Source organism: Amycolatopsis sp. FBCC-B4732 (assembly GCF_023008405.1).
GTDB classification, from domain to species: domain Bacteria; phylum Actinomycetota; class Actinomycetes; order Mycobacteriales; family Pseudonocardiaceae; genus Amycolatopsis; species Amycolatopsis pretoriensis_A.
Map to the genome: position 1 here is coordinate 7,645,967 of NZ_CP095376.1, position 23,835 is coordinate 7,669,801.

General features: G+C 72.3%; 25 protein-coding genes. 10 read left to right on the plus strand and 15 right to left on the minus strand.

The genetic code is table 11. From position 1 onward, the window contains the following. From MUY14_RS33985 to MUY14_RS34005, 5 genes are all read right to left on the minus strand, one after another. On the minus strand, positions 1-549 hold the full coding sequence (locus tag MUY14_RS33985; RefSeq protein ID WP_020643101.1) for an NADH-quinone oxidoreductase subunit B family protein: 549 nt from the start codon (positions 547-549) through the stop codon (positions 1-3). Between the two features lie 4 nt (positions 550-553). Beyond that, the gene (locus MUY14_RS33990; RefSeq protein ID WP_247015294.1) at positions 554-973 is read right to left on the minus strand and encodes an NADH-quinone oxidoreductase subunit A; all 420 of its coding nucleotides are present in this window, start codon (positions 971-973) and stop codon (positions 554-556) included. A 499-nt stretch (positions 974-1,472) separates the two neighbouring features. After that, the gene (locus MUY14_RS33995; RefSeq protein WP_247015296.1) at positions 1,473-2,759 is read right to left on the minus strand and encodes a geranylgeranyl reductase family protein; all 1,287 of its coding nucleotides are present in this window, start codon (positions 2,757-2,759) and stop codon (positions 1,473-1,475) included. Between the two features lie 10 nt (positions 2,760-2,769). Continuing rightward, a complete protein-coding gene (locus MUY14_RS34000; protein ID WP_247015298.1) occupies positions 2,770-3,459 on the minus strand; it encodes a demethylmenaquinone methyltransferase in 690 nt (229 codons plus the stop codon). A gap of 9 nt (positions 3,460-3,468) precedes the next feature. Beyond that, the gene (locus MUY14_RS34005; RefSeq protein WP_247015300.1) at positions 3,469-4,014 is read right to left on the minus strand and encodes a DUF4386 domain-containing protein; all 546 of its coding nucleotides are present in this window, start codon (positions 4,012-4,014) and stop codon (positions 3,469-3,471) included. Positions 4,015-4,067: 53 nt separating this feature from the next. On the opposite strand from MUY14_RS34005, the gene MUY14_RS34010 reads away from it, so the two are divergent. Continuing rightward, positions 4,068-4,520: a MarR family winged helix-turn-helix transcriptional regulator gene (locus MUY14_RS34010; RefSeq protein WP_247015302.1), complete on the plus strand. Its 453-nt coding sequence runs from the start codon at positions 4,068-4,070 to the stop codon at positions 4,518-4,520. 3 nt (positions 4,521-4,523) lie between these two features. Here MUY14_RS34010 and MUY14_RS34015 read toward each other — a convergent pair whose 3' ends face one another. Together MUY14_RS34015 and MUY14_RS34020 are read right to left on the minus strand one after the other, a co-directional pair. Next, entirely contained in the window at positions 4,524-5,627 is a 1,104-nt protein-coding gene (locus MUY14_RS34015) for a glycosyltransferase family 1 protein (protein WP_247015305.1), read from the minus strand. A 1-nt stretch (position 5,628) separates the two neighbouring features. Next, a complete protein-coding gene (locus MUY14_RS34020) occupies positions 5,629-6,699 on the minus strand; it encodes a glycosyltransferase family 1 protein (protein ID WP_281506202.1) in 1,071 nt (356 codons plus the stop codon). Between the two features lie 177 nt (positions 6,700-6,876). Here MUY14_RS34020 and MUY14_RS34025 point away from each other — a divergent pair, with 177 nt between their 5' ends. Further along, complete coding sequence (locus MUY14_RS34025) at positions 6,877-7,713, plus strand: inositol monophosphatase (protein WP_247015310.1); 837 nt, start codon at positions 6,877-6,879, stop codon at positions 7,711-7,713. A 225-nt stretch (positions 7,714-7,938) separates the two neighbouring features. Then, on the plus strand, positions 7,939-8,529 hold the full coding sequence (locus MUY14_RS34030) for a GNAT family N-acetyltransferase (protein WP_247015312.1): 591 nt from the start codon (positions 7,939-7,941) through the stop codon (positions 8,527-8,529). Here the strand turns inward: MUY14_RS34030 and MUY14_RS34035 are convergent. From MUY14_RS34035 to menD, 3 genes are all read right to left on the minus strand, one after another. Continuing rightward, positions 8,456-8,893 (minus strand): DUF3592 domain-containing protein, encoded by a 438-nt coding sequence (locus MUY14_RS34035; protein ID WP_247015315.1) that lies wholly within the window; start codon positions 8,891-8,893, stop codon positions 8,456-8,458. The genes MUY14_RS34030 and MUY14_RS34035 overlap by 74 nt on opposite strands. A gap of 22 nt (positions 8,894-8,915) precedes the next feature. Then, complete coding sequence (locus MUY14_RS34040; protein ID WP_247015317.1) at positions 8,916-10,427, minus strand: M1 family metallopeptidase; 1,512 nt, start codon at positions 10,425-10,427, stop codon at positions 8,916-8,918. Positions 10,428-10,552: 125 nt separating this feature from the next. After that, a complete protein-coding gene (menD, locus tag MUY14_RS34045; protein WP_247015320.1) occupies positions 10,553-12,229 on the minus strand; it encodes a 2-succinyl-5-enolpyruvyl-6-hydroxy-3-cyclohexene-1-carboxylic-acid synthase in 1,677 nt (558 codons plus the stop codon). A 51-nt stretch (positions 12,230-12,280) separates the two neighbouring features. On the opposite strand from menD, the gene MUY14_RS34050 reads away from it, so the two are divergent. From MUY14_RS34050 to MUY14_RS34070, 5 genes are all read left to right on the plus strand, one after another. After that, positions 12,281-13,204 (plus strand): 1,4-dihydroxy-2-naphthoyl-CoA synthase, encoded by a 924-nt coding sequence (locus tag MUY14_RS34050; RefSeq protein WP_247015322.1) that lies wholly within the window; start codon positions 12,281-12,283, stop codon positions 13,202-13,204. 1 nt (position 13,205) lies between these two features. Beyond that, complete coding sequence (menE, locus tag MUY14_RS34055) at positions 13,206-14,330, plus strand: o-succinylbenzoate--CoA ligase (RefSeq protein WP_247025382.1); 1,125 nt, start codon at positions 13,206-13,208, stop codon at positions 14,328-14,330. A 51-nt stretch (positions 14,331-14,381) separates the two neighbouring features. After that, on the plus strand, positions 14,382-14,525 hold the full coding sequence (locus tag MUY14_RS34060; RefSeq protein WP_247015324.1) for a hypothetical protein: 144 nt from the start codon (positions 14,382-14,384) through the stop codon (positions 14,523-14,525). Positions 14,526-14,664: 139 nt separating this feature from the next. Further along, a complete protein-coding gene (locus tag MUY14_RS34065; RefSeq protein WP_247015326.1) occupies positions 14,665-17,466 on the plus strand; it encodes a BTAD domain-containing putative transcriptional regulator in 2,802 nt (933 codons plus the stop codon). A gap of 23 nt (positions 17,467-17,489) precedes the next feature. Beyond that, positions 17,490-18,365 carry a 1,4-dihydroxy-2-naphthoate polyprenyltransferase gene (locus MUY14_RS34070; RefSeq protein ID WP_247015328.1) on the plus strand — a complete coding sequence of 292 codons (876 nt, stop codon included), beginning with the start codon at positions 17,490-17,492 and terminating at the stop codon, positions 18,363-18,365. Positions 18,366-18,476: 111 nt separating this feature from the next. Here MUY14_RS34070 and MUY14_RS34075 read toward each other — a convergent pair whose 3' ends face one another. The 3 genes from MUY14_RS34075 to MUY14_RS34085 are packed head-to-tail and all read right to left on the minus strand — an operon-like array spanning position 18,477 to position 20,331. Next, complete coding sequence (locus MUY14_RS34075) at positions 18,477-19,562, minus strand: PLP-dependent cysteine synthase family protein (protein WP_247015330.1); 1,086 nt, start codon at positions 19,560-19,562, stop codon at positions 18,477-18,479. Next, positions 19,559-19,846: a DUF4229 domain-containing protein gene (locus tag MUY14_RS34080; protein WP_247015332.1), complete on the minus strand. Its 288-nt coding sequence runs from the start codon at positions 19,844-19,846 to the stop codon at positions 19,559-19,561. Before MUY14_RS34080 ends, MUY14_RS34075 begins: the two co-directional genes overlap by 4 nt. Before the next feature lie 11 nt (positions 19,847-19,857). Next, a complete protein-coding gene (locus MUY14_RS34085) occupies positions 19,858-20,331 on the minus strand; it encodes an Lrp/AsnC family transcriptional regulator (protein ID WP_247015334.1) in 474 nt (157 codons plus the stop codon). A 279-nt stretch (positions 20,332-20,610) separates the two neighbouring features. Between MUY14_RS34085 and MUY14_RS34090 the strand changes: the two genes are divergently transcribed. Then, positions 20,611-20,823, plus strand: a complete 213-nt coding sequence (locus MUY14_RS34090) for a BldC family transcriptional regulator (RefSeq protein WP_003081896.1) — start codon at positions 20,611-20,613, stop codon at positions 20,821-20,823. Between the two features lie 151 nt (positions 20,824-20,974). Next, the gene (locus tag MUY14_RS34095; RefSeq protein WP_247015337.1) at positions 20,975-21,157 is read left to right on the plus strand and encodes a hypothetical protein; all 183 of its coding nucleotides are present in this window, start codon (positions 20,975-20,977) and stop codon (positions 21,155-21,157) included. A gap of 232 nt (positions 21,158-21,389) precedes the next feature. On the opposite strand, the gene MUY14_RS34100 is transcribed toward MUY14_RS34095, so the two are convergent. Together MUY14_RS34100 and ccsB are read right to left on the minus strand one after the other, a co-directional pair. Further along, complete coding sequence (locus tag MUY14_RS34100) at positions 21,390-22,790, minus strand: MinD/ParA family protein (RefSeq protein ID WP_247015339.1); 1,401 nt, start codon at positions 22,788-22,790, stop codon at positions 21,390-21,392. A 76-nt stretch (positions 22,791-22,866) separates the two neighbouring features. Further along, on the minus strand, positions 22,867-23,835 hold the full coding sequence (ccsB, locus tag MUY14_RS34105; protein ID WP_247015341.1) for a c-type cytochrome biogenesis protein CcsB: 969 nt from the start codon (positions 23,833-23,835) through the stop codon (positions 22,867-22,869).

Consider the following 23,835-nt stretch of genomic DNA (forward strand, 5'->3'; position numbering starts at 1 on the left):
CTACTTCTTCGCGTACTTGATCGACGACGCGACGAGCTCGGTGCGGGCCCCGCTGGCGGCGCGGATGGCGGCGCGGCGGGCGTTGATCGGCTCGTCCTGGATCTTGGCGTGCAGCTTGAGGATCGCGTCCAGCAGCATCTCCGGCCGCGGCGGGCAGCCGGGCAGGTACATGTCGACCGGCACGATGTGGTCGACGCCCTGGACCACGGCGTAGTTGTTGAACATGCCGCCGGAGGAGGCGCAGACGCCCATGGCGAGCACCCACTTGGGCTCGGCCATCTGGTCGTAGATCTGGCGCAGGACCGGCGCCATCTTCTGCGTGACCCGGCCGGCGACGATCATCAGGTCGGCCTGCCGCGGCGTCGCGCTGAAGCGCTCCATGCCGAAGCGGGCGATGTCGTAGCGGGAACCGCCGACCGTCATCATCTCGATCGCGCAGCAGGCGAGCCCGAAGGTGGCCGGCCACATCGAGTTCTTCCGCGACCAGTTGACGAGACCTTCGAGGCTGGCCAGCAGGATGCCGTTGGGGAGTTTCTCTTCGAGGCCCATGGGTCTAGTTCCAATCCAGGCCGCCGCGCCGCCACACGTAGGCGTACGCGAAGCCGACCGTCGCGATGAACAGCAGGATCTCCACCAGGCCGAACGTGCCCAGCGCGTCCGCCTGCACGGCGAACGGGTAGAGGAAGACCATCTCGATGTCGAACAGGATGAACAGCATCGCGGTGATGTAGTAGGCCACCGGCATCCGCCCGCCGCCGACGAGCGGCTGGGGCGAGGGCTCGATGCCGCACTCGTACGCGGAGAGCTTGGCCTTGTTGTAGCGGCTGGGGCCGACGAGCGGGCCCAGCAGGACCGACAGCACGGCGAAACCGAGCGCCAGGACGAACAGGATCACGATGGGCAGGTAGGGCTTCAGGCTCGGGGCCTCTTGCGCCAGCTGCACCGTGTCGGTTCGGGTCAGCAACGTCAGCACGGGGTCTTCGCCATCCTTTCCGCGCCGATGCGGTTGTGCTTGTGGTGGGGAACCGCTTGGCCTCGTCGGCACCCTAAGGGACCTGGGTCACACCGCCGAGGGTCAGGGTCTCCTTACGGCCCGTGGCTGGACCTCAAGGTGCTTGTGAAATAGTTCACAAGCCACTCGTCGTGGATGTGAAGGGATTCACAAAGCATGGGGGGAGTCTAGGACGCGACTCACACTCTTGTCCCTAGGCCCCCGTGTTATAAGGGTGCCCTAAGTTCCGGCGCCATCGTTGTCACGGCGCGATGACGACGGCCGCGCGACCTGCGTGAAGGTGTCGCAAGATCGTTCCGTGGTCGGACAAAACGGACATCGAGGTGTGAGCTATCCCACTGGCCGCACGGCCAACTTGCTACGCCACTCGTGTGTCCGCGCGCGCAAAGGCCGGCACTTTCACGTGAAAGTGCCGACCGGGGGGCCGCACTTTCACGTGAAAGTGCGGGGTTGGCCGGGGTCAGCGCGGGGAGGGAGCAGCCTTCGCGAGGGCCGAGATCAGGCGGTCGACGCCGTCGCCGCCCTTGGCGTCGTAGCAGCCGGACAAGCCCTTGTAGACCAGCGGCAGGAGCTTGTTGATGCGCAGCCCGTACTTGGTGCAGGCGTGCATGATCTTCGGCTTGCCGATGATCTTCGCGAACACGTTGCCCAGCTGGTAGTAGCCGCCCATCAGCTCCCGCACCGCGCGCGGGTACGCCTCCAGCGCCCGCTCCCGCGAAGGCCCTTCGCGCCGCGCAAGCGCTTGCACGACGACCTCCGCCGCGATCTGCGCGGACTCCATCGCCGCCGAGATGCCCTCGCCGTTGAACGGGCTGACCATGCCGCCCGCGTCGCCGAGCAGCAGCAGGCCGTCGCGGTAGTGCGGGGTGCGGTTGAAGCCCATCGGGAGGCCGGCCCCGCCGACCTTGCCGATCGCGTTCTCCTCGCGGTAGCCCCACTCCTCCGGCGTCCCGTCGAGCCACTGGCGCAGCAGCGCGCGGTAGTCGGTGTTCCGGAACGAGGCCGACGTCGAGAGCATGCCGAGGCCGACGTTGACCGTGCCGTCGCCGAGCGGGAACGCCCAGCCGTAGCCCGGCAGCAGCTTCGGGTCGCGCGGGTCGGACTTGTCCCACAGCTCGAGGTGGCCCTCGATGAACGGGTCGTCGTGGCGCGGGCTCTTGTAGTACTGGCGCACCGCGACGCCCATCGGGCGCTTCTCGTTCTTCTGGATGCCGACGCTCAGCGCGAGCCGCGCGGAGACGCCGTCGCAGGCCAGGACGAGCGGCGCGTAGTACTTCACCGGCGTCCGCTCCGGGCCGACCTTCGCCTCGACGCCGACCACGCGCCCGGTCGCGTTCGTGATCGCGCCGGTGACGGTGGTGCGCTCGTACAGCCGCGCGCCCGCCTTCACCGCGAGCTTCGCGAGAAGGTCGTCGAAGTCGTGGCGGGTGCGGGAAACGCCGTACGGCGGGTAGCTCGTCAGGTCCGGCCAGTCGAGTTCCAGCGTGAGGTCGCCGGTGAGGATCCGCAGGCCGCGGCTGTGCACCCAGCCCGCGTCCTCGCTGGTGTCGATGCCGAGGTCGATCAGCTGCTTGACGCCGCGCGGGGTCAGGCCGTCGCCGCAGACCTTCTCGCGCGGGAATTCGGTCTTCTCCAGCAGCAGGACGTCGACCCCCGACCGGGCGAGGTAGGTCGCGACGGTGGACCCGGCCGGTCCGGCGCCGACGACGATGACTTCGGCGTCCTGGTCAGGGCTACGACGGCTCATAGACGCGAGTTTAGGCAGGCTTTCGCGCGCGGTGGATCGCCACGACGCCGAATGTGAGGTTCAACCACTCGACGTCGGCCCAGCCGGCGCTCGCGATGATCTCGCCGAGCGTGCGCTGGTCCGGCCAGGCCAGCATCGATTCGGCCAGGTAGGAGTAGGCCTCCGGGTTCGACGACGTCCGCTTGCCGACCCAGGTGAGCAGCTTGAGCATGAACCGCCGGTGGATGAACCGGATCGGGGCGAACGGCGGGGTCGAGACCTCGCAGATCACCAGGCGGCCGCCCGGCTTGACCACGCGGGCGATCTCGGTGAGCGCGGCCTTCGTGTCGACGAAGTTGCGCAGCGCGAGGGAAATCGTCACGGCGTCGAAGCTGTCGTCGGCGAAGGGCAGGTTGAGCGCGTCCGCCGCGACCATCGGCACCTTGCGGTGCAGCCCGGCGCGCAGCATGCCGAAGGAGAAGTCCGCGGCCAGGCACCAGGCGCCACCGCGGGCGTACTCGACGGTGGACACCCCGGTGCCGGCGGCCAGGTCCAGGACCTTCTCGCCGCGGCGGGCGTCGAGCACGCGGGCGGTGGTGGTGCGCCAGCGCCGGTCGAAGCCGAAGGTCATGAACGAGTTCGCCCGGTCGTACCCGTCCGCGACGCCGTCGAACATGGCGGCGACTTCGTGCGGGTTCTTGTCCAGGCTTGCGCGTGACATGACTTGAGATTAGTCGCGGGGCTTGGTGAAGCTCGCGAGCACCAGCCAGATGAGCCCGCCGAAGCGTCCGACCGGGATCAGCGGGTAGAGGACGTCGGTCAGCATGCCGAGCGCCGAAAGCCCGGCCAGCCCGGCGACGACGTAGCCGGTGATCTCCAGCCACCTCGGTGTCGTCCGGGCGACCGCCGCGATGAGCAGCGCGAGGGGCACGGCGAAGCCGAACGCGCCCGCCGCGAAGGCCAGCGACGTGAACGGGCGGGCGAAGTCCGGGTTCTGCGCGGCGGTCCAGGTGGCGAGGCCGCTCAGCAGGAGCGAGCCGGACGCGAGCAGGCCGCCCGCGTAGCCGAGCTTCGGCGGTCTGGCGGCCGCCGTCCAGACCGAGAGGGACAAGCCGGCGCCGAAGACGACCAGGGCCAGCAGCTGGACGAGCCCCTGGTGCGCGGCGTCGTAGGCGGCAACCTCGGCCGCGGACGAGTCCGGGCGGGTGCCGGTGGCGCCGAGGACTCCCCCGGCGACGGTGAACAGGCCGTAAGCGATGACCGAAATTCGTTTCATGACATAAACGATTACACTGGTGTAATCGATTGTCAACGGCTACCGTCCCGGGCATGAACGGTTTCGGCAGCGCGTTCCTGCTGGCCCAGGTGGGCGCGCACGCGGCGCAGCGGTTCGCCGAGCGGATCGGCGAGCTGGACCTGACGCCGCCGCAAGTCGGGCTGTTGCGGCTGGTCGCGACGCGGCCGGGGCAGAGCCAGCAGGCGATCGCGGCCCAGCTCAGCACCCAGCCGACCCGGCTCGTCGCGCTGGTCGACGGCCTGGAGAAGCGCGGCCTGATCGAGCGCCGCCGCAACCCGGAGGACCGGCGGCTCTACGCGCTGGAGCTGAGCGAGGACGGCCGCGCGTTCATGGGCCGCGTCGCCCAGGCCGCGGCCGCCCACGACCGCGCGCTCACCGAGGGGTTGTCGGACGACGAGCGCTCGACCCTCCACGCCCTCCTGACCAAGATCGCCACCGACCAGGGCCTCACCCCCGGCGTCCACCCCGGCTACGGAAAGCCGTGAAGCTCAGCGGAAGGTGGCCAGCATCCCGGCCACCGCGGCGGGCCAGGTGAACTGCTCCGCCCGGGCGCGGGCCGCCGCGCGGCGCAGGTCTTCGGGGCTGTCCAGGAGGTGCGTCACGGCGGTGGCGAACGCCGGCGCGTGGTCGTCCACCGCCGCACCGCAGCCCGGGCGCACGATCTCCCGCAACGCCGAGGACGCCGACACCACCACCGGCGTCCCGGACGCCAGCGCCTCCAGCGCGGCCAGCCCGAACGTCTCGTGCGGACCGGGCGCCAGGGAAACGTCCGCGCTGGCCAGCAGCCGGGCGACGTCGCCGCGGCCGGACAGGAAGCCCAGGAACGTCACCGGCAGCCCGCGCGCCCGGCGTTCCAGCGCGCGGCGGCGAGGGCCGTCGCCCGCCACCACCAGGCGCACGCGGGCGCCCGCCTCCGTCAACTCCGCGACGGTGTCCACGCTGCGCTCCACGTGCTTCTCCGGCGACAGCCGTCCACAGTGGACGAGCAGGGCGTCCGCTCCCCCGGCGAGGTCGGTGCGCCAGCCGTCGTCGCGCATGGCGGGCCGGAACGTCGCGAGGTCGACGCCGAGGGGCACGCGGTGGACGTTCGGGGCGGCGATCCGGTCGAACTCCGCGCGCGCGAACGCCGTCGTGCAGACGACCGCGTCGTAGCTCGCGGCCATCCGCCGGTTCGCGACGTCGGCGACGCGGCGCGCGACCGGCTCGGGCAGCAGGAACTGCTCCAGCAGCCGGTCGAGGCGCTCGTGCGAGATGACCGTGCTGGGGACGCCGTGGCGCCGCGCCCAGCCACCCATCCCGCGCAGCGTCAGCCGGTCCGACACCTCCAGCCGGTCCGGCTCGAGTCTTCGCAGGACCGCGCGGACGCGGTGCGGGTCGACCGCGCGGTAGCCGCCGGTGCCCGGGATCTTGGGCGCAGGTAAGGAAAACCGGCGGACACCGGTCGGCAGGACTTCGTCGGCGTACCGCGTGCCGGGCACCACGAGCGTCACCTCGTGGCCGCTCGCGACGTACCCCGCGCCGAGGTGGTGCAGCGCCGTGCGGAGGCCGCCCGAGCGCGGCCCGTAGAAGTTCGCGAGCTGGACGATGTGCATGTCAGGCCGCGCGGACGGCCCGGCCCCGCACGGCTTCGTAGTGCCCGAGCAGCTCGTGGCAGACGGCGGGCCAGGTCCGGCCGAGCACCACCTTGCGCGCCTTCTCGCCGAGCCGCTCCCGCAGCGCCGCGTCGCGCAGGGCGTCGACCTTCTCGACCAGCGCCGGGCCGAACTGCTCGCGGTCCGCGGGCAGCAGGTAGCCGGTGCGGCCGGGCAGGACGAGGTCCTTCGGGCCGCCCGCGTCCGGGGCGAGCACGGGCAGCCCGGACGCCATCGCCTCCTGCACCGCCTGGCAGAACGTCTCGTGCGGTCCGGTGTGGACGAAGACGTCGAGACTCGCGTACGCCCTGGAAAGCTCTTCGCCGTACTTCGCGCCGAGGAACGCCGCGCCGGGCAGCTGTGCCTTGAGGCTCTCGAGTTGGGGCCCGTCGCCGACGACGACCACGCGGATCCCGGGCACCCCGGCCAGCGCGGCCAGCCGGTCGACCTCCTTTTCCGGCGCCAGCCTGCCGACGAACCCGACGAGCAGCTCGCCGTCCGGCGCCAGCTCGGCCCGCAGCGCCGCGTCGGCGTGCTCCGGGGAGAACCGCTCGATGTCGACGCCCCGCGCCCACCGGTGCACCCGCGGGACGCCGTGCAGCTCCAGCTGCGCGACCGAGTCGCTGGACGGCGCGAGGGTCCGGTCGGCACGCGAGTGCAGCCGCCGCACCCAGCGCCACGCGGCGCGGGCGGCGATGCCGAAGCCGTACGCGGCGGCGAACCCGGCGATGTCGGTCTGGTAGACGGCGATCGACGGCACCCGCAGCCGCCGCGCCGCCGCGAGCCCGCGCGCGCCGACGACGAATGGCGACGCCAGGTGCACGACGTCGGGCCCGAACGCGGCCAGCGCGTTCAGCACCGTGCGCGTCGGCAGGCCGATCGGGAGGGAGTTCACGCCGGGGAAGTCCAGCGCGGGGATCCGGACGACCGGAGCGCCGCGGTAGGAGTCCGGGCCGGGGCCGGGGGCGATGATCAGCACGTCGTGGGCGCGTTCGCGCAGGTGCTCGACGACCCGCAGGACGGAGTTGGTCACGCCGTTCACCTGGGGCAGGAAACTTTCGGTGACTATGGCGACTCGCACGTCTTGGACGATCGCACCCGATACTGGCGACCGCGTGACACGGCGGCCAACGCTGCCGGAACAGATCGGCTACGACATGTCATCTCAAGGTCGTGTCCCGGAAACCAGGGTGACCCAGACTAAGCAGGCATGACCCTCTTGTCCTCCCGGCCGCCGCGGCCCGTCGAGCCCGGCCTGCTGTCGAGGGCGCTCGAAGTGGCCGGACGGCTGGCCAACGACGCCACCGACGTGATCACCGCGACCGCCGGCCGCGGCGCCCACCCGTCGACGCTGGACTCGCCCTTCGACTGGGTCACCGACACCGACCGAATCCTGGAGCGCCACACGCGGCGCGTCCTGACGGCGGAGTTCCCGGGCATCCCGGTGGTCGGCCACGAGTTCGGCGCCGACCACGGCGCGGACGTCGCCGAGTACCGCTGGGTGGTCGACTCGGTGGACGGAACGGCGAACTACGTGGCCGGCGTGCCCTGGTGCGCGTACAGCCTGGCGCTGGTGGACGCGGCGGGCCCGGTGGTGGGCGTGGTGGCGGACCCGTACCGAGCCCAGATCTACGCCGCGGCGCGCGGCCGAGGGGCCCGCGCGAACGGCAAACCGGTCCGGCTGACGGACCGCTGCGTGACGGCGGGCGCCCTGGTCTGCACGGAGTTCGCCCGGCGCGGCCCGTGGCCGGGGATGGGCGGCTTCATCGAGCGCGCGGCGGCGGCCCACGCGGGAGTCCGGGTGCTGGGGTCGGCGGCGTTGTCGATCGCGCAGGTGGCGCTGGGGCACGCGGCCGCGGCGGTGCTGCACAGCTACCACGAGTGGGACGTCGCGGGCTCGGTGGCGATGGCCATCGAGGCGGGCGCGGTGGTGCTGGACAAGCACGGCGAGGACACGGCGCTGCCGACGGACGGACTCCTGGTGGCGGCACCGGGGGTAGCGGACGAGGTGCTGGGCTGGTGGCAGGAGACGGCGCACGCGGGGTGAGGTCTTCGCACCCCGGGAGGCCGCCGAGCCGCCGGAGACGCGCACGCAGGTTGAGTTCGCTCAGCACCGACAGCCAGCGGACCGCCCTGGACCTCCCCCGCCCCTCGTCCCAGCCGCGGTCTCCGGTGTTGAACAATCAAGAGGCGAGGAGCGGAAGACACCAGAACGAGGGCTGAGCCGGCGCACCAGGCCAAAACGGCTTGCGCCCCCCGCCACGATCAAGCCATGCCGACCCTCCGCACCCCCCGGCTCACCCTCGTGCCCCTCACCGACGAGCACCTCGACCTCGAGTACGAACTCGACTCCGACCCGGAAGTCATGCGCTACCTCACCGGCCGCGCCGCCACCCGGGAAGAGGTCGAGCAAGCCCACCGACGCCGGATGAACACGGGTCACGGGTTCTGGATGGGCTTCGCCGACGAAGACTTCATCGGCTGGTGGATCCTCCGCCCACCCCACGGCCCCGACCAGCCGGACGTCGAAGGCGAAGCCGAGCTCGGCTACCGCCTGCTGCGCCGGCACTGGCGGCAGGGCTACGCCCGCGAAGGCTCCCTCGAACTGCTCCGATACGGCTTCGAAGAACTCGACCTGGACCGGATCTTCGCCCAGACCATGGCCGTCAACACCCCGTCCCGCGCGACGATGGCCTCGGCCGGACTCACCTTCGCCAGGGCGTTCACCTCGGCCATTGACTACGAAGACCACATCGACGGCGCCGACCAGGGCGAAGTCGAGTACGAGATCAAGCGGGAACGGTGGCTCGCTTGTCGACCCGGCGGATCCACCACAGCAGCGGCCCCGCCACCAGCCAGGTGAAGAACACGAAACTCCCCAGCGGCAGCAACGTCAACGTCGCCGACCGCCCGGCCACCCGGGCCAGCTCCGGGTCGGACGCGTCGTACTCGATGCGGACCAGTTGCCCGGCCGCCAGGCCGTCCGGGTAGAGGACCCCGTTCGCCGGGCTGTGGACGATGCCGTCGGGGGTCTCGAAGTGGATGATCGTGCGGTCGAACGCCACCGAGTCGACCGTCGCCGTCGCGGTGCCGAGCTGGGCGGAGATCGCGCCGTCGTTGCGGATCGCCGCGAACAGCAAGCAGATGCACATCACGGTGAGGAGCGAGGCGACGCCGAGGGTGGTCCACCACCCGACGCGCCTCGCCCGTTCACCTCTCGTGCTCACGCCGCGAGCGTAGCGGTCTCACTCAGTGCGCGTGCTCCGCGGCGAGATTCCGGTGGTTCGCCTGGATCTGGTCGTACGACCGGGGCTTCGCCGGGGCCGCGAAGCGGGAAACCGCCGCCGCACCGTTGGGGCCCACCGCGGGCTTGCCCGCCGTGTACAGCCAGGTCTGGAACAACTCGTGCAGCGGCTTGCCCGAGATTTTCTCCGCCAGCGCGATGAACTCCAGGATCCGGCCGTCCTTGCCGCCCTTCTGGGCCTGCCACGTCTGCAGGATCTTGAAGAACGCCTCGTCGCCGACGGCGGTGCGCAGCGCCTGCAGCGTCAGCGCGCCACGGTCGTACACCGCGTTGTCGAACTGGTTGTCCGCGCCCGGGTCGGCCGGGACGAGCTTCCACAGGTCGCCGTCGGCCGGGTTCGAGTCGTACGTGTACTGCGCCAGCTCGGCGACCGTGCCCTCGCCCTCGTGCTCCGACCACAGCCACTCGGCGTAGGACGCGAAGCCCTCGTTCAGCCAGATGTCGCTCCAGCGGCCGAGGGAGACGTTGTCGCCGAACCACTGGTGGGCGTTCTCGTGCGCGATCAACGTCGTGTTCGAGCCGGCGCGGAAGTTGCGGGCGCCGTAGGTCGGGCGGGTCTGGTTCTCCAGGGAGAACGTGATGCCACTGGTGACGACGCCGCCCTCGGCCTCGAACGGGTACGGGCCGAACTGGGTGGCCAGGAACTCGTCGATCTCCGGCGTCCGCTCGACGCTCGCCTTCGCCGCGTACAGCGAGTCACCGAGGTCCGAGCCGTACGCGGTGATGAACGGCTTGCCGTCCGGCGTCGTCGACTGGTTCAGCTCGTACTTGCCGACGATGAACGACGTCAGGTAGGTCGCCTGCGGCTTGGTGCTGCGCCACTGCCAGCGCGTCCAGCCCGCCCGGCTCTTCTGCGTCCGGACCAGCGAGCCGTTGGTGATGGCAACGTTGTCGTCCGGGGCTTCGATCGTGACGTCGTAGGTCGCCTTGTCGGTCGGGTGGTCGTTCGCCGGGAACCACCACGCCGAGCTCTGTGGCTCGTCGACGCCGAGGGCGCCGAAGGAGCCCTTCTTCCAGGCGTTGAGCCCGTCCACCTTCTCGGTCGAGGGCGTGTCCGAGTAGGCCACGACGACGGTCGTGGTCTGGCCCTTGAGCAGCGGCTGCGCCGGGGTGATGACGAGCTCGCCGTTGCCGTTCTGGTTCGTGAACTGCGCCGGGCGGTTGTTCACGCGCACGCTGGACGCCTTGAGCGCGAAGTCGAGGTCGAACCGCGAGAGGTCCTGCGTCGCGGTGAGCAGCAGCGTGGTGGTGCCGGCCAGCACGTCGGTCGCGGGCTGGTAGGTCAGGCGGATGTCGTAGTGCAGCACGTCCGTGCCGCCGTTGCCGGCGTTCGGGTAGTACGTGTCACCGACGCCGGGCGCACCCGGCGCCGGGGCCGCACTGGCGGTACCGGCGAGCAGCACCGAGGCGACCCCGGCCGCGAGCACACCGAGGCCGGTGCGAGTTCTTGCACGCATTCGAATCCCTCCAACGGGTGAGGTTCAGCGCGCTCGAACGTAGCCAGCCAAGAAGCACCCAGGAACAGCCGAAGGGAGGATCTTGCCTGCTGGGATCCCACCCGGAAAGCGGTTGACCGAAGCCGTCAGACCGCCGAAACGGCCGCGCTGACCGCGGAGCGCAGCCGGGCGTGCAGGTCACGGTGCCGCGAACGGTCCACTCGCACCTCGACGACGCGTAGGCCCGGCTCCGGCCGCAGTGCCGCCTTGAACTCCGTCAGCGTCTCCGCCACGACGTGCGGGACGCGGTAGCCGGCGCACAGCGCGCCCAGGTCGGCGCCGTGCGGGGTGCCGAAGACGCGCTCGAAGCTCGCCGAGTGCTCCGGCGCGCCCTGCTCCAGCAGCGAGAAGATGCCGCCGCCGTCGTCGTTGAGCACCACGATCGTCAGGTCCGGGCGCTGCTCGGCCGGGCCGGTCAGCAGCCCCGAAGCGTCGTGCAGGAACGTCAGGTCGCCCAGCAGCGCGTACGACGGGCCGCGGTGGACGTACGCGGCGCCGATCGCGGTCGAGACCGTGCCGTCGATGCCCGCGACGCCGCGGTTGCGGTGCACGAGGACGTCGGGGCGCAGCCGCCCGGCCAGCGCCACGTCCCGGGTCGGGTTGGACGAGCCCACGACGAGCAGCGAGTCCGGCGGCAGCGCGTCCACCAGCTCGGTCGCGACGCGCAGCCCGCTGGGCCACGGCTCCTCGGCCAGCGTCGCGGCGACGGCGGAAGCGGCGGCCGCGTCGGCGCGGCGCCAGCTGGCCAGCCACTCCGGGTCGGCGGGCTTGGTCGGCTCGTCGAACCACTGCCCGACCTGCCGGACGTTGTGCGCGGGCGCCGGCCAGTCCGAGTCCGGCCGCACCAGCAGGACCTCGACCGAGGCGTCCGAAAGCACCTTCTGGATCTGCCGGAACACCGTCGGCCGCCCGAGGCAGAGCACCTGCTCCGGCTTGTGCCGCGAGATGAACTCCTCGACACCCAGCAGCCAGGCGCCGGACGAGATCGCCGTGCCACCGGACAGCCCGATGCCGCCGGTCTCCGAGATCACCGGCCAGCCGTGCTGTTCGGCCCACTCGCTCGCCGCCTGGACGCCGGTGTCGCACGCGATCACCAGGCCGTGGCGGGCGGAGGGCACCACGAACGACGGCAGCGCGCCGAAGTCCGGCAGCTCGGTCCACCGGGAGCCGTCGGGACGGCCGTCCAGCGACTCGTACCACTCACCGTCATCGTCGAGGTCGGGCACGAGCGGCTCGCGGAACGGGATGTTCAGGTGCACCGGGCCGCAGCGCCACTCGCCGTAGGCGGCGTTCCAGGCCCGGCAGATCTGGCTGCGCCAGTAAGAGTTCTGGCCGGCCCGCCGCTCGGCGACGGCCAGCTCGTCGAAGTACCGGGCGGCGTTGCCGAACAGCCGGTGCTGGTCGATGACCTGCGACGCGCCGGCCGCGCGCAGCTCGGGCGGCCGGTCGGCGGTCATGACGATCAGCGGGACGCCGGCGCGGTCGGCCTCCAGCACGGCCGGGTGGAAGTTCGCGGCCGCGGTGCCCGACGTGCACAGCAAGGCCACCGGACGCCCGGTGCGCGCGGCGATGCCGAGGGCGAGGAACGCGGCGCCGCGCTCGTCGATGCGGACGTGGAGCTGCAGCTTCCCGGCCGCCGCCGCGTCGTAGAGCGCGATCGACAGCGGCGCGTTGCGGGAGCCCGGGCAGAGGACGACGTGCGAAACGGTGTTGCGGACGAGTTCGTCGACGATCACCCTGGCCTGCGCGGTGGAAGGGTTCACCGGCAGGCTCCAGACAGATCAGAGATGTCCACAGGTCCTATTCTCCCAAACGTGGATGACGCCCGAGTTTCCGAGCTGTTCGATCCGGCCGCGTGGACCGAGGTCGAAGGTTTCGCCTTCACCGACATCACCTACCACCGTTCCGCTGAGAACCGCGGCGGCAAGCGCGTGGTGCGCGTCGCGTTCGACCGTCCGGAGGTCCGCAACGCCTTCCGGCCGCACACCGTCGACGAGCTCTACCGGGCGCTGGACCACGCCCGGATGAGCTCGGACGTCGGCTGCGTCCTGCTCACCGGCAACGGCCCCTCGCCCAAGGACGGCGGGTGGGCGTTCTGCTCCGGTGGTGACCAGCGTATTCGCGGACGCTCCGGCTATCAGTACGCGAGCGGCGAGACCTCCGACACGGTGGACCCCGCGCAGGCCGGCCGGCTGCACATCCTCGAGGTCCAGCGGCTGATCCGGTTCCTGCCGAAACCGGTGATCGCGGTCGTACCGGGCTGGGCCGCGGGCGGCGGGCACTCCCTGCACGTCGTGTGCGATCTCACCCTCGCCTCGGCCGAGCACGCCAAGTTCAAGCAGACCGACGCCGACGTCGGCTCGTTCGACGCCGGCTACGGCTCGGCCTACCTGGCCAAGATGGTCGGCCAGAAGTTCGCCCGCGAGATCTTCTTCCTCGGCCGCGAGTACTCCGCCGAGCAGATGCACCGGATGGGCGCGGTCAACGCCGTCGTCCCGCACGCCGACCTCGAAAAAGAGGCGCTGGACTGGGCGTGGGCGATCGTCGGCAAGTCGCCGACGGCGCAGCGGATGCTGAAGTACGCGTTCAACCTCACCGACGACGGCATGGTCGGCCAGCAGCTGTTCGCCGGCGAGACCACCCGCCTGGCGTACATGCAGGACGAAGCCGTCGAAGGCCGCGACGCGTTCCTGCAGAAGCGCGACCCCGACTTCAAGGACGTCCCCTATTACTACTGAGCTGCTGCCGATCCCCCTCGACGGCTCCCCGGCGGCGCTCGCCACGCTGAAGCGCGCGGTCGCGGACGCGCTGGACGGCGGCCCGGCCGTGCTGCCGTTCACCGACCCCGCACTGCGGGACGCGATGGCCCCGGGTGAGCCCGCCGAGCCGGACACGGCCGTGGTCATCGCCACTTCGGGCTCGACCGGCGCGCCCAAGGGCGTGCTGCTCTCGGCCCGCGCGCTGACCGCGTCCGCCGAAGCCACGCACGCCCGCCTCGGTGGCCCCGGTCACTGGCTCCTGGCGACCCCGGCGCACTACATCGGCGGGCTGCAGGTGCTGGTCCGGTCGCTGCTCGCGGGCACCGAGCCCGCGTTCCTGACCGGCACCGGCTTCCGCCCGGCCGACTTCGCGGCCGCGGCGGCGAGGCTGACCGGCGGCCCGCGGTACACGGCCCTCGTGCCGACCCAGCTGGTCCGGCTGCTCGACGACGGCGGCGCGGGACTGGCCGCGGCGAAGACGTTCGACGCGATCGTGCTCGGCGCGGCCGCGACCACCCCGGCGCTGCGCGAGCGCGCCGCCGAGGCCGGGGTCCGGATCGTGCCCGCGTACGGGATGAGCGAGACGGCGAGCGGCTGCGTCTACGACGGCTTCCCGCTCGACGGCGTCCGCGTCGACCTCGACGGCGGCCGGATCCGCATCGCCGGCGACGTGCTCGCGCACGGCTACCGGGGCCGGCCGGACCTCACCGCGGAGGCGTTCTCCGGCGGCTGGTTCACGACGTCCGACCGCGGGGTCCGGCACGAAGACGGCCGCCTGGAGGTGCTGGGCCGGGCGGACGACATGATCAACACCGGCGGTGTGAAGGTGTCGGCGAACGCGATCGAACGCGTGCTGTGCGCGCAGCCGGGGGTGCGGGACGCGTGCGTCGTCGGCCTGCCGGACCCGGAGTGGGGCGAGGCCGTGGTGGCGCTGGTCGTCCCGGCGGGCGAGCCGGGCGACCTGCGCGCGGCGGTCCGCGCGGAGCTGGGCCCGGCCTCGACCCCCAAGCGCGTCGAATTCGGCACCGAGCTGCCCCTGCGCGGCCCCGGCAAGATCGACCGGGCGGCGGTGAAGGCCCTACTGACGTCGGCTTCGCGCGGCTGAATGGTGGCACTTCGTTGACATTGACGGCGTGCGCACGCTTGGCTACGCACCATGACGCGCTGGCTCCGCACCGCCCTGATCAGCACCGCCGTCGCGCTGGGAGTGCTCCTCCCGGTGGGCACGGCGCTGGCCGACGGTCCCGCCGTGGCCCCGAACAGCGGCCAGCTCACCTGGCAGCTCCCGACGACCGACTGACCGGTCGACCGGCGGGAACCGTGCCAACCCCTCGATGGCGCGGGTCCCCCGGTCTTCCCCATCGTGCCCCCTCCGCCTTGCCCGGACCTTGCCGACCGCTTGAACGAGCTGGTCGAATGCGGGGGCGAGGGGAGGCGCGGTGGTGGTGGAGTTCCGGTTGCTGGGCCCGATCGAGGCCCGGGTGGACGGCGAGCCGGTCGAGCTCGGGCCCGCGCGGCAGCGGGCCGTGCTGGCGGCGCTGCTGGCCGACGCGAACCGGCCGGTCCCGGTCGAGCGGCTGATCGACCGGGTGTGGGCGGACCGCCCGCCGCTGCGCGCGCGGGAGTCGTTGCACAGCTACCTGTCCCGGCTCCGGCATTCGCCGGCCGGTGCGGGGCTGGAGATCCGGCGGCTCCCCGGCGGCTACCTGCCGCGCGTCGACCCCGGCGCGGTGGACCTGCACCGGTTCCGCCGGCTCGTGGCCGAAGCGCGCGAAGCCGGGGACGACGCCGCCGAGGAACTGTTCGAGCGGGCGCTCGGGCTCTGGCACGGCGACGCACTCGCCGAGCTGGACACCCCGTGGGCCGCCGACCTGCGCCGGTCCCTGCACGCCGAACGCTGGTCGGCCCGGCTCGACCACGCCGACCTGCGGCTGCGCCGGGGACGGCACGCCGGGCTGCTCGCGGACCTGACGGCGTGGAGCCGCGAACACCCACTGGACGAGCGGCTCGCCGGTCAGGTCGTGCTGGCTCTCTACCGCAGCGGCCGCCAGGCCGACGCCCTCGAGCACTACGAGCGGCTCCGGCACCGGCTGGCCGAGGAGCTGGGCGCCGATCCGAGCCCGCCGCTGCGGGAGCTGCACCAGCGGATCCTGCGCGGTGCGCCGGAGCCGGCCGGTCCGGGACCGGCCGACGGCGTCATCCCGGACCGGTTCCCGGCGGCGCCCCCGTCGTTCATCGGCCGCGCGGACGAGCTCGCCGCGCTGACCGCGGCCGCGCACCGCGAGGCGGACGAGGGCCGTGTGGTGCAGATTTCCGCGCTGGCCGGGGCCGGCGGGGTCGGCAAGACGTGGCTGGTGCTGCACTGGGCGCACGCCCACCGCGACCGGTTCCCGGACGGCAGGCTGTTCGCCGACCTGCACGGCTTCTCGTCGGCGAACGCCCCGCTGGAGCCGTCGGTCGTGGTGCGGGGCTTCCTCGGCGCGCTGGGCGTCGCACCCAGCCGCGTCCCGCCCGATCCGGACGCGCAGGCCGCGCTGTACCGGCAGCTGGTCGCGGGCAAGCGGATGCTGGTCGTGCTGGACAACGCGGCCGACGCCGGCCAGGTGATCCCGCTGCTGCCGGACAGCTCGGCGGCCACGACGGTGGTGACCAGCCGCCGCCACCTCGCGCCGCTGATCACGCGCTACGGCGCCCGGCACCTCCAGCTCGACATCCTCACCCACGGCGAAGCCCGCGCGCTGCTGACCGAACGCCTGGGCGCGGCACGGCTGGCCGCCGAGCCGCGGGCGGTCGAGGACCTGATCGGCCTGTGCGGGCGCTACCCGCTGGCGCTGGCGATCATGAGCCGCCACGCGCACACGCGCCCGCACATCCCGCTCGCGGAGTTCGCCGCCGAACTGCGCGACCTCGGCCTCGACGCGCTCGACCACGAAGACCCCGCCGTGAGCCTGCCCACGGTCCTGTCGTGGTCGCTGCGCGCGCTCACGGCCGAGCAGCGCACGGTGTTCGCCCTGCTCGGCACCGCGCCCGGCCCCGACACCGGGCTGCCGGCCGCGGCGGCCCTCGCCGGCCTGCCCCCGCGCCGGACGGCCAAGGTGCTGAGCATGCTGGAGGAGGCGTCGCTACTGACCCGCCGTCCCGGCGGCCGGTACGCCATGCACGACCTGATCCGCGACTACGCCACGACGACCGCCGAGCGCGAGCTCCCGGCGGCCGAGCGGGAAGCGGCGCTGCGGCGGGTCCTGGACCACTACGTCCACACCGCGCACGCCGCCGACCACCACCTCGACCCCCACCGCCAGGCCGTCCCGCTCGCCGCGCCCGCGCCGGGCGCCGCACCGCACCCGCTGCCCGACGACACCGCCGCGCTGGCCTGGTTCGACACCGAGCACGCGAACCTCGTCGCGGCCCAGCGCACCGCCGCGGCCGCCGCGTGGCACGACGTGGTGTGGCAGCTGGCCTGGGGGACGCACACCTTCCAGAACCGGCGGGGCATGCTCCACGACCGGCTGGCCGGCTGGCGCGCGGCACTGGACGCCGCCGCGCACCTGGCCGACCCGGCCGCGCTGAGCCGCGCGCACCGGCTGCTCGCCGACGTCCACGCGAACCTGCGGCGGCACGACGAAGCCGTCGAGCACCTGCAGGAAGCCATCGCGCTGGCCGAGCTCCACGACGACCGCACCGAGCAGAGCCTCGCCCAGCACGGGCTTTCGTGGGTCTGGCAGCTGCGCGGCGACGACCGGCGGGCCCTGGCACACGCCACCCGCGCGCTGGCGCTCTTCCGCGCCCTCGGCAGGCCCGTGTGGGAGGCGCGCGAGCTCAACCAGGTCGGGTGGCTGGCCGCCCAGGTCGGCGACCACGAGACCGCGCGAAGCCACTGCGAAGCCGCGCTGGCCCTGCACCGCCACCACGGCGACACGCACGCCGAGGCGGACACCCTGGACAGCCTCGGCTACATCGAGTTCCACACCGGGCGGCACGAGACCGCGATCGACCACTACCGGCGGGCGCTCACGCTCTACCGCGACCGCGGGAACACGTTCCAGGTCGCCGACACCCTCGACCGCCTCGGGCAGCCGCTCGCCGCCCTCGGCCACCACGACGAGGCCCGCGCGGTGTGGCGCGAAGCGCTCGAGATGTACCGGCAGCAGGACCGCGGCCGCGACGCCGACCGCGTCCGGGCGCAGCTCGACGCCCTGGACGGCGTGCCCGCGCCGGCCCGGGTTCCCGCCGGGCACTGATCGACATGGCGTTGAATGGCGCCATGGCTTCAGTGAGCGAGTGGATCGAGGGGGCCCGGCCCCGGACGCTGCCCAACGCGGTGGCGCCGGTCGTGGCGGGGGTCGGCGCGGCAATCGCGCTGGACGCGTTTTCCTGGTGGCGTTCGGTCCTGGCGCTGCTGGTCTCGCTCTCGCTGATCGTCGGCGTCAATTACGCCAACGACTACTCCGACGGCATCCGCGGCACGGACGAGCACCGCGTCGGGCCGCTGCGGCTGGTCGGTTCCGGGGTCGCGGCGCCCAAGGCCGTGCTGACCGCCGCGCTGGTTTCGCTGGGGCTGGCCGGGGTGCTGGGGCTCGTGCTGGTGGTCGCCAGCGGGCACTGGTGGCTGCTCGTGATGGGCGCGCTGTGCATCCTCGGCGCGTGGTTCTACACCGGCGGCAAGAAGCCCTACGGCTACTACGGCTTCGGCGAGATCGCCGTGTTCGTCTTCTTCGGCCTGGCCGGCGTGCTCGGCACGGTGTACGTCCAGGCGGGCCGGGTCAGCTGGGCCGCGCTGGCGTGCGCGGTCGCGGTCGGCGCGTTCTCGACGGCGGTCCTGACCGCCAACAACCTGCGCGACATCCCGACGGACATCGAGTCGGGCAAGCGCACCCTGGCCACCCGCCTCGGCGACGGCGGCACCCGGCGGCTCTACCTGGTGCTGATCGCGGTGCCGTACGTGCTCGGCGTGGTGCTCGGGATCTTCCACCCGCTGCTGCTGATCACCCTCGTGACGGCGCCGATGCTGCTGAAGTCGGTCCGCGCGGTCGGCGGCGGGCAGCAGGGGCGGGCCCTGATCCCGGCGCTGCGGGACACCGGCCTGGCGATGCTCGCCTGGGCCGTGCTCGCCGCCGTCGCACTGGCCTTCCAGCGGTGAGATCCGGAAAGGTCGGCCGACCTGGATAGCGGGCCTCGCCGACGGCCCTTGCGGAAGCAGCAGCGAGCGTGTGCCATTTATGGCGACCACGACCGCCGTCGCGCTCGGCCTCTAACCCTCCGGGGCGAAGAACTTCCCGGTCGTCAGGAACTCCTCGAACAACGCCGTGTGCGGGGCCAGGTCCAGGCCCTGCTGCGCCAGCCAGTCGTCGTTGTAGTACGTGTGCGCGTACCGCTCGCCGCCGTCGCAGAGCAGCGTCACGACGCTGCCCGCCTGGCCGTCCTCGACCATCCGGGAGATGAGCCGGAACGCGCCGTAGAGGTTGGTGCCGGTCGAGCCACCCGCCCAGTGGCCGGTGCGCTCGCGCAGCAGGCGGATGGCCGCCAGGGAGCCCGCGTCGGGGATCCGGAACATCTCGTCGATGACGCCCGGCACGAACGACGGCTCGCAGCGCGGGCGCCCGATGCCTTCGATCCGGGACGGCATGCCGGTGGCGTAGTCGAGCGCGCCGGTCTCCCAGGCGCCGTAGAACGACGAGTTCTCCGGGTCGACGACGCAGACCTTCGTGGTGTGCCGCTTGTAGCGGACGTACCGGCCGAAGGTCGCGCTCGTGCCGCCGGTGCCCGCGCCGACGACGATCCAGCTGGGCACCGGGTGGCGCTCCGAGCGCATCTGCGCGAACACCGACTCGGCGATGTTGTTGTTGCCGCGCCAGTCGGTCGCGCGCTCGGCGTAGGTGAACTGGTCGAGGTAGTGCCCGTCGCACTCGGCCGCGAGCCGCTCGGCCTCGGGGTACATCGCCGGGGCTTCGTCGACGTAGTGGCACTCGCCGCCGTAGAACTCGATGAGGGCGATCTTCTCCCTCGACGTCTTGCGCGGCACGACGGTGATGAAGCGCAGCCCGAGCATGCGGGCGAAGTAGGCCTCGGACACCGCGGTCGAGCCGCTGGAGGCCTCGACGAGCACGGTGTCCGGCCCGATGTGGCCGTTGACCAGCCCGTAGAGGAGCAGCGACCGGGCCAGGCGGTGCTTGAGCGAGCCGGTCGGGTGGACGGACTCGTCCTTGAGGTAGAGGTCGATGCCCCACTCCGGGGGCAGCGGGAAGACGTGCAGGTGCGTGTCGGCGCTGCGGTTGGCGTCGGCCTCGATGATGCGGACGGCCTCGCGGACCCAGCTGCGGCTGTGCGGGCGGCTCACTCCGGCTGCCCGGCGGTGTCCCCGCGGAGCTGGGCGCGCAGCTGGGCACGGGCCCGGGCGCGCTTCTCGTTGCGCTTCGCCAGGCCGGCCGTGACGCGGGCGTTGAGGCCGCGGAAGAGCAGCAGGCCGAGCGGGAGCCCGACGACCAGGCCGATGAGCAGCGCCACCAGCAGCGGCACGCCGGCCAGGGACAGGCCCCACGCGATCGCCCCGACCAGCACGAACCGCGCCAGCAGGTACAGCGTCAGGTCACGCGGCAGGTTTCCGGCCTTCTCGTCGCTCACACCAACGCAGGCTACGCCCCGCCCGCCCGGTCCTTCTGCAGGCCCGCGTTGTTCGGGCGCCCCTCGAACCGCGTCGAGAGCACGACCGTGGTGTTCGTCCGCCCGACGCCGGGGATGCGCCGGAGCCGGCCCAGGGCCCGCTCCAGGTCGTCGACGGTCGCCACGCGCACCTTGACGACGAACGCTTCGTCGCCCGCCACCGCGTAGCAGCTCTCGACCTCGTCGAGCTCGCCGAGCGCTTGGGCGACGTCGTCCTCGGTCGCGGTGTCGGTGGGATGGATGCCGACGAGGGCGGTGACGCCGAGCCCGACCGAGCTCGGGTCCACGACCGCGTGGTAGCCGGTGATCACGCCGGCGGCTTCCAGCTTGCCGACCCGCTCGTGCACCGATGACGCGGACAGCCCGACGGCCCGCCCGAGATCGGCGTAGGTGGCCCGTCCGTTGATACGCAACGCCGCGATGATCTTCCGGTCCAACTGATCCACGGGGATCACTCTATGCGGTTGGACAATCCCCCATTGGCACCACACCTCGCTGCCGGTGACCCGCGCGAACGGCGTTCCCGCACTTCACGTCACGAAATTTTAGTTGCACACCGTAAACAAACTGTCCGTTTTGACCTTTAAGGGCTCTTTACTCTTGGACAACCGTTCGAGTACCCGACGGGTGAAGTGCAACGATTGCCGTGTTGGCTACCCCGGCGCGACGGGCAGAAGGGCCCGGATGCCTCCGGTATAGCAGTGAGTTCGTTAAGGAGGCGGAAAATGACCGCGACGATGGGCGGACGCCTGCTCACCCCAGGCGAGGTGGCAGCGCTGTTCCGGGTGGACCCCAAGACGGTGACGCGGTGGGCGACGGCGGGGCGGATCGGCTCGATCCGGACCCCGGGCGGGCACCGGCGGTTCCGGGAGTCCGAGGTGAACGAGCTCCTGGCCGAGCTGACCACCGACGCCAGCGAACCGGCGCGCAACGCCTGAACCACCTCCGGCGCAGGGCCGTGTCGGGTACGGGGAACCACCCCGTCCCGCGCGGCCCTTTGTCGTTGCCGTCGTCACCCGCACGACGACGTTGGCGCCCAAACCCGGCTGAAGAGGCTAACCTCGGGGGACCCACACGGAAGGATCCGGCATGCTCGCTCTGCTCGCGGCGGTCGGCGCGCTGGTCGTCGCCCTGCTCCTGTGGCGGTCGTTCGCCGGTCAGCGGATGGTGCCGTCGACCCCGCGCCGCGCCCCGCTCGCCCCGGACGACGACCCCGACTTCCTGCGCCAGCTGGCCGAACAGCAGCGCAAGCGCCGGGACGAAGACGGCTGAGCCCTCGCGGGTCCACGCCCGCCGCTCCCCTGCCGGACCGGCCTCCACCCGCGGCCGAGTGCCCTCCGGGCCACCCCCACGGCTTTACCTTCGCCGACCCCACCGCCGCGAACCCGGCTGACCGGACGCGGCCGGGTTCCCGGGTCGCGAATGACTCGTTCGGGACGCCAGAGGTCGCCAATGACTCATTCGCGACCTTCGAGCACCCCGGGTCCCGGCTCCGGAGCGGGCTTTACCGGTAGCCCTGCGAGAGCGGGGTCGCGAAGCCGTCGGCGACCGTGGCCGCCAGCTCCAGCAGGGAGAGGCGGGTGTCGCCGCTCAGGCGGTCCAGCTCGATCTCCGCGCCTTCCTCCAGGTGCGGGTCGAAGGGCACCTTGCAGACCGCCCGGACCTTCGCGCCGAAGTGGGCCGAGAGCTTGTCGAGGTCGACCGAACCGCCCTTGGGGCGGACCGAGTTGATCACCGCGACCGAGCGCTTGACCAGCTCGCCGTAGCCGTGGGCCTCGAGCCAGTCCAGGGTCGCCGAGGCGCTGCGGGCACCGTCGACCGAACCGGACGAGACCACCACCAGCGCGTCCGCGACGTCCAGGACGCCCTTCATCGCCGAGTGCATCAGTCCGGTGCCGCAGTCGGTGAGCACGATGTTGTAGAAGTGCTCCAGCAGGTTGACCGTGCGCCGGTAGTCGTCCTCGGAGAAGGCCTCCGACACGGCCGGGTCCTGCTCGCTGGCGAGGATTTCCAGCCGGCTGGAGCCCTGGGACGTGTAGGACCGGACGTCGCTGTAGCGCGTGATGCGGGCCGCGTCGCGCAGCAGGTGGCGGACCGTCGCGGTGGTCTCCAGCGGGAGCTTCTGCGACAGCGTCCCGCGGTCCGGGTTGGCGTCCACGGCGACGACGCGGTCACCGCGCAGGGAGGCGAACGTCGCACCCAGCGTCGTGGTCACCGTCGTCTTGCCGACGCCGCCCTTGAGCGACAGCATCGCGATCTTGTAGCAGCCGCGCAGGGGCTGGTTGACGCGCGCGATGAGCTCGCGGCGGCGGGTGTCCGCCGGGCTCTCCCCCGGGTTGACCAGCTTGCCGCTGCCGACGTAGAGCGCCTTGCGCCAGCCGGACTGCGGGGGCCGCTTGACCTGCTTGACCAGGTGCGCGGTGGACAGGTCGTGGCCGTGGCCCGGCTGCGGCGGCGCCGCGTGCCGCCCGCCCTGGGGCTGCGGCAGGCCCGAAGGCTGCTGGGGCTGCTGCGGGTACTGCGCCTGGGCCTGGGCGTACTGCTGGGCCGGGTCACCGTACTGCGGCTGCAGCGGGGGCAGGTTCTGGTCGTAGCCGTACTGGGGCCCCGGCGGCACCTGGTGCGGCCCGGACACGGCCGGGTTCACCTGGTGCGGACCCGAGACGGCCGGGTTCACCTGGTGCGGACCCGACACGGCCGGGTTCACCTGGTGCGGGCCGGACACCGCCGGGTTGGGCGGCGGCGGGACGGCCTGCGTGGGCTGCGCGTCGAAGGCCCCGGACGTCTCCGGGTGCGGGTGGGAGTCCGTCCGGTCGTCGGCGAACAGGCCCGGTTGCTGCGGGGCAGCGGCCGGGTCGGCCTGTTCGGGGTGGCCAGGAGCCGATTCTTCGCTGGGTCCGGTCACCGGTGTAAACCTCCGCGCACTCGCCCCGACATCATTCCCCCTGGCGACGACGGTAGTCGGCGAACCCGCGGGACGCTCAGCCCACCCCGGCGTAGGAGTGCAGGCCCGCGGTGACGAGGTTCACGAAGAACAGGTTGAAGATGATCGCGGCGAACCCGACGATGTTGATGGCCGCGGCCCGGGCGCCGCGCCAGCCCGCCGTCGCGCGCGAGTGCAGGTAGGCCGCGTAGACCACCCAGGCGATGAACGCGACGGTCTCCTTGGGGTCCCAGCCCCAGAACCGGCCCCACGCCGACTCGGCCCAGACGGCGCCGCAGAGCACGCCGAAGGTGAACACCGGGAAGGCGAAGATGGTGGTCCGGTAGGCGATCCGGTCGAGGACGTCGGCCGCGGGCAGCTTCGAGGCGAACCGGGCGAACTTCGTCTCGTCCTTCTCGTAGGCCGCGCGGAACAGGTAGAGGACGCTCGCGACACCCGGCACGAGGAAGACGCCGGAGCCGATGATCGCCGCCGAGACGTGGATGACCAGCCAGTACGACTGCAGCGCGGGCTGGACCGGCGCCGCGATCGTGTACAGCAGCGTGCCGTTGATGAACATCAGGATCACGACGGGCAGCAGCAGGAAGCCGGTGAGGTGGCGGACCGGGAACTTCCACATCACGAGGATCCAGGTGACCACCGTGATGAAGGTGACCGCCATGCCGTACTCGTACATGTTGCCCCACGGCGCGCGGTGCACGGCGAGCCCGCGCAGCACGATCGCCGAGAGCTGCAGCACCGCGCCGAGCACGAGCAGCGACGCGCCCATCTTGCCGATCCGCTCGGGGCGGCCTGCCGTGCGCTGCGCGGCCGGGAGCTCCTCGATGGGCGGGCCGCCGGCGCCGACCAGCTCGCGCGAGCGGCGCTGGGCGCGTTCCATGGCCAGCCGGCCCTTGGCGCCGAAGCCCTGCTCGATCAGCGTCATCATCAGCGCGACGACGTAGATCGCCGCGGCGGTGGTGTACAGCCAGTCGCTGTACTGCGACAGCGTCTCGTTGATCGGCAT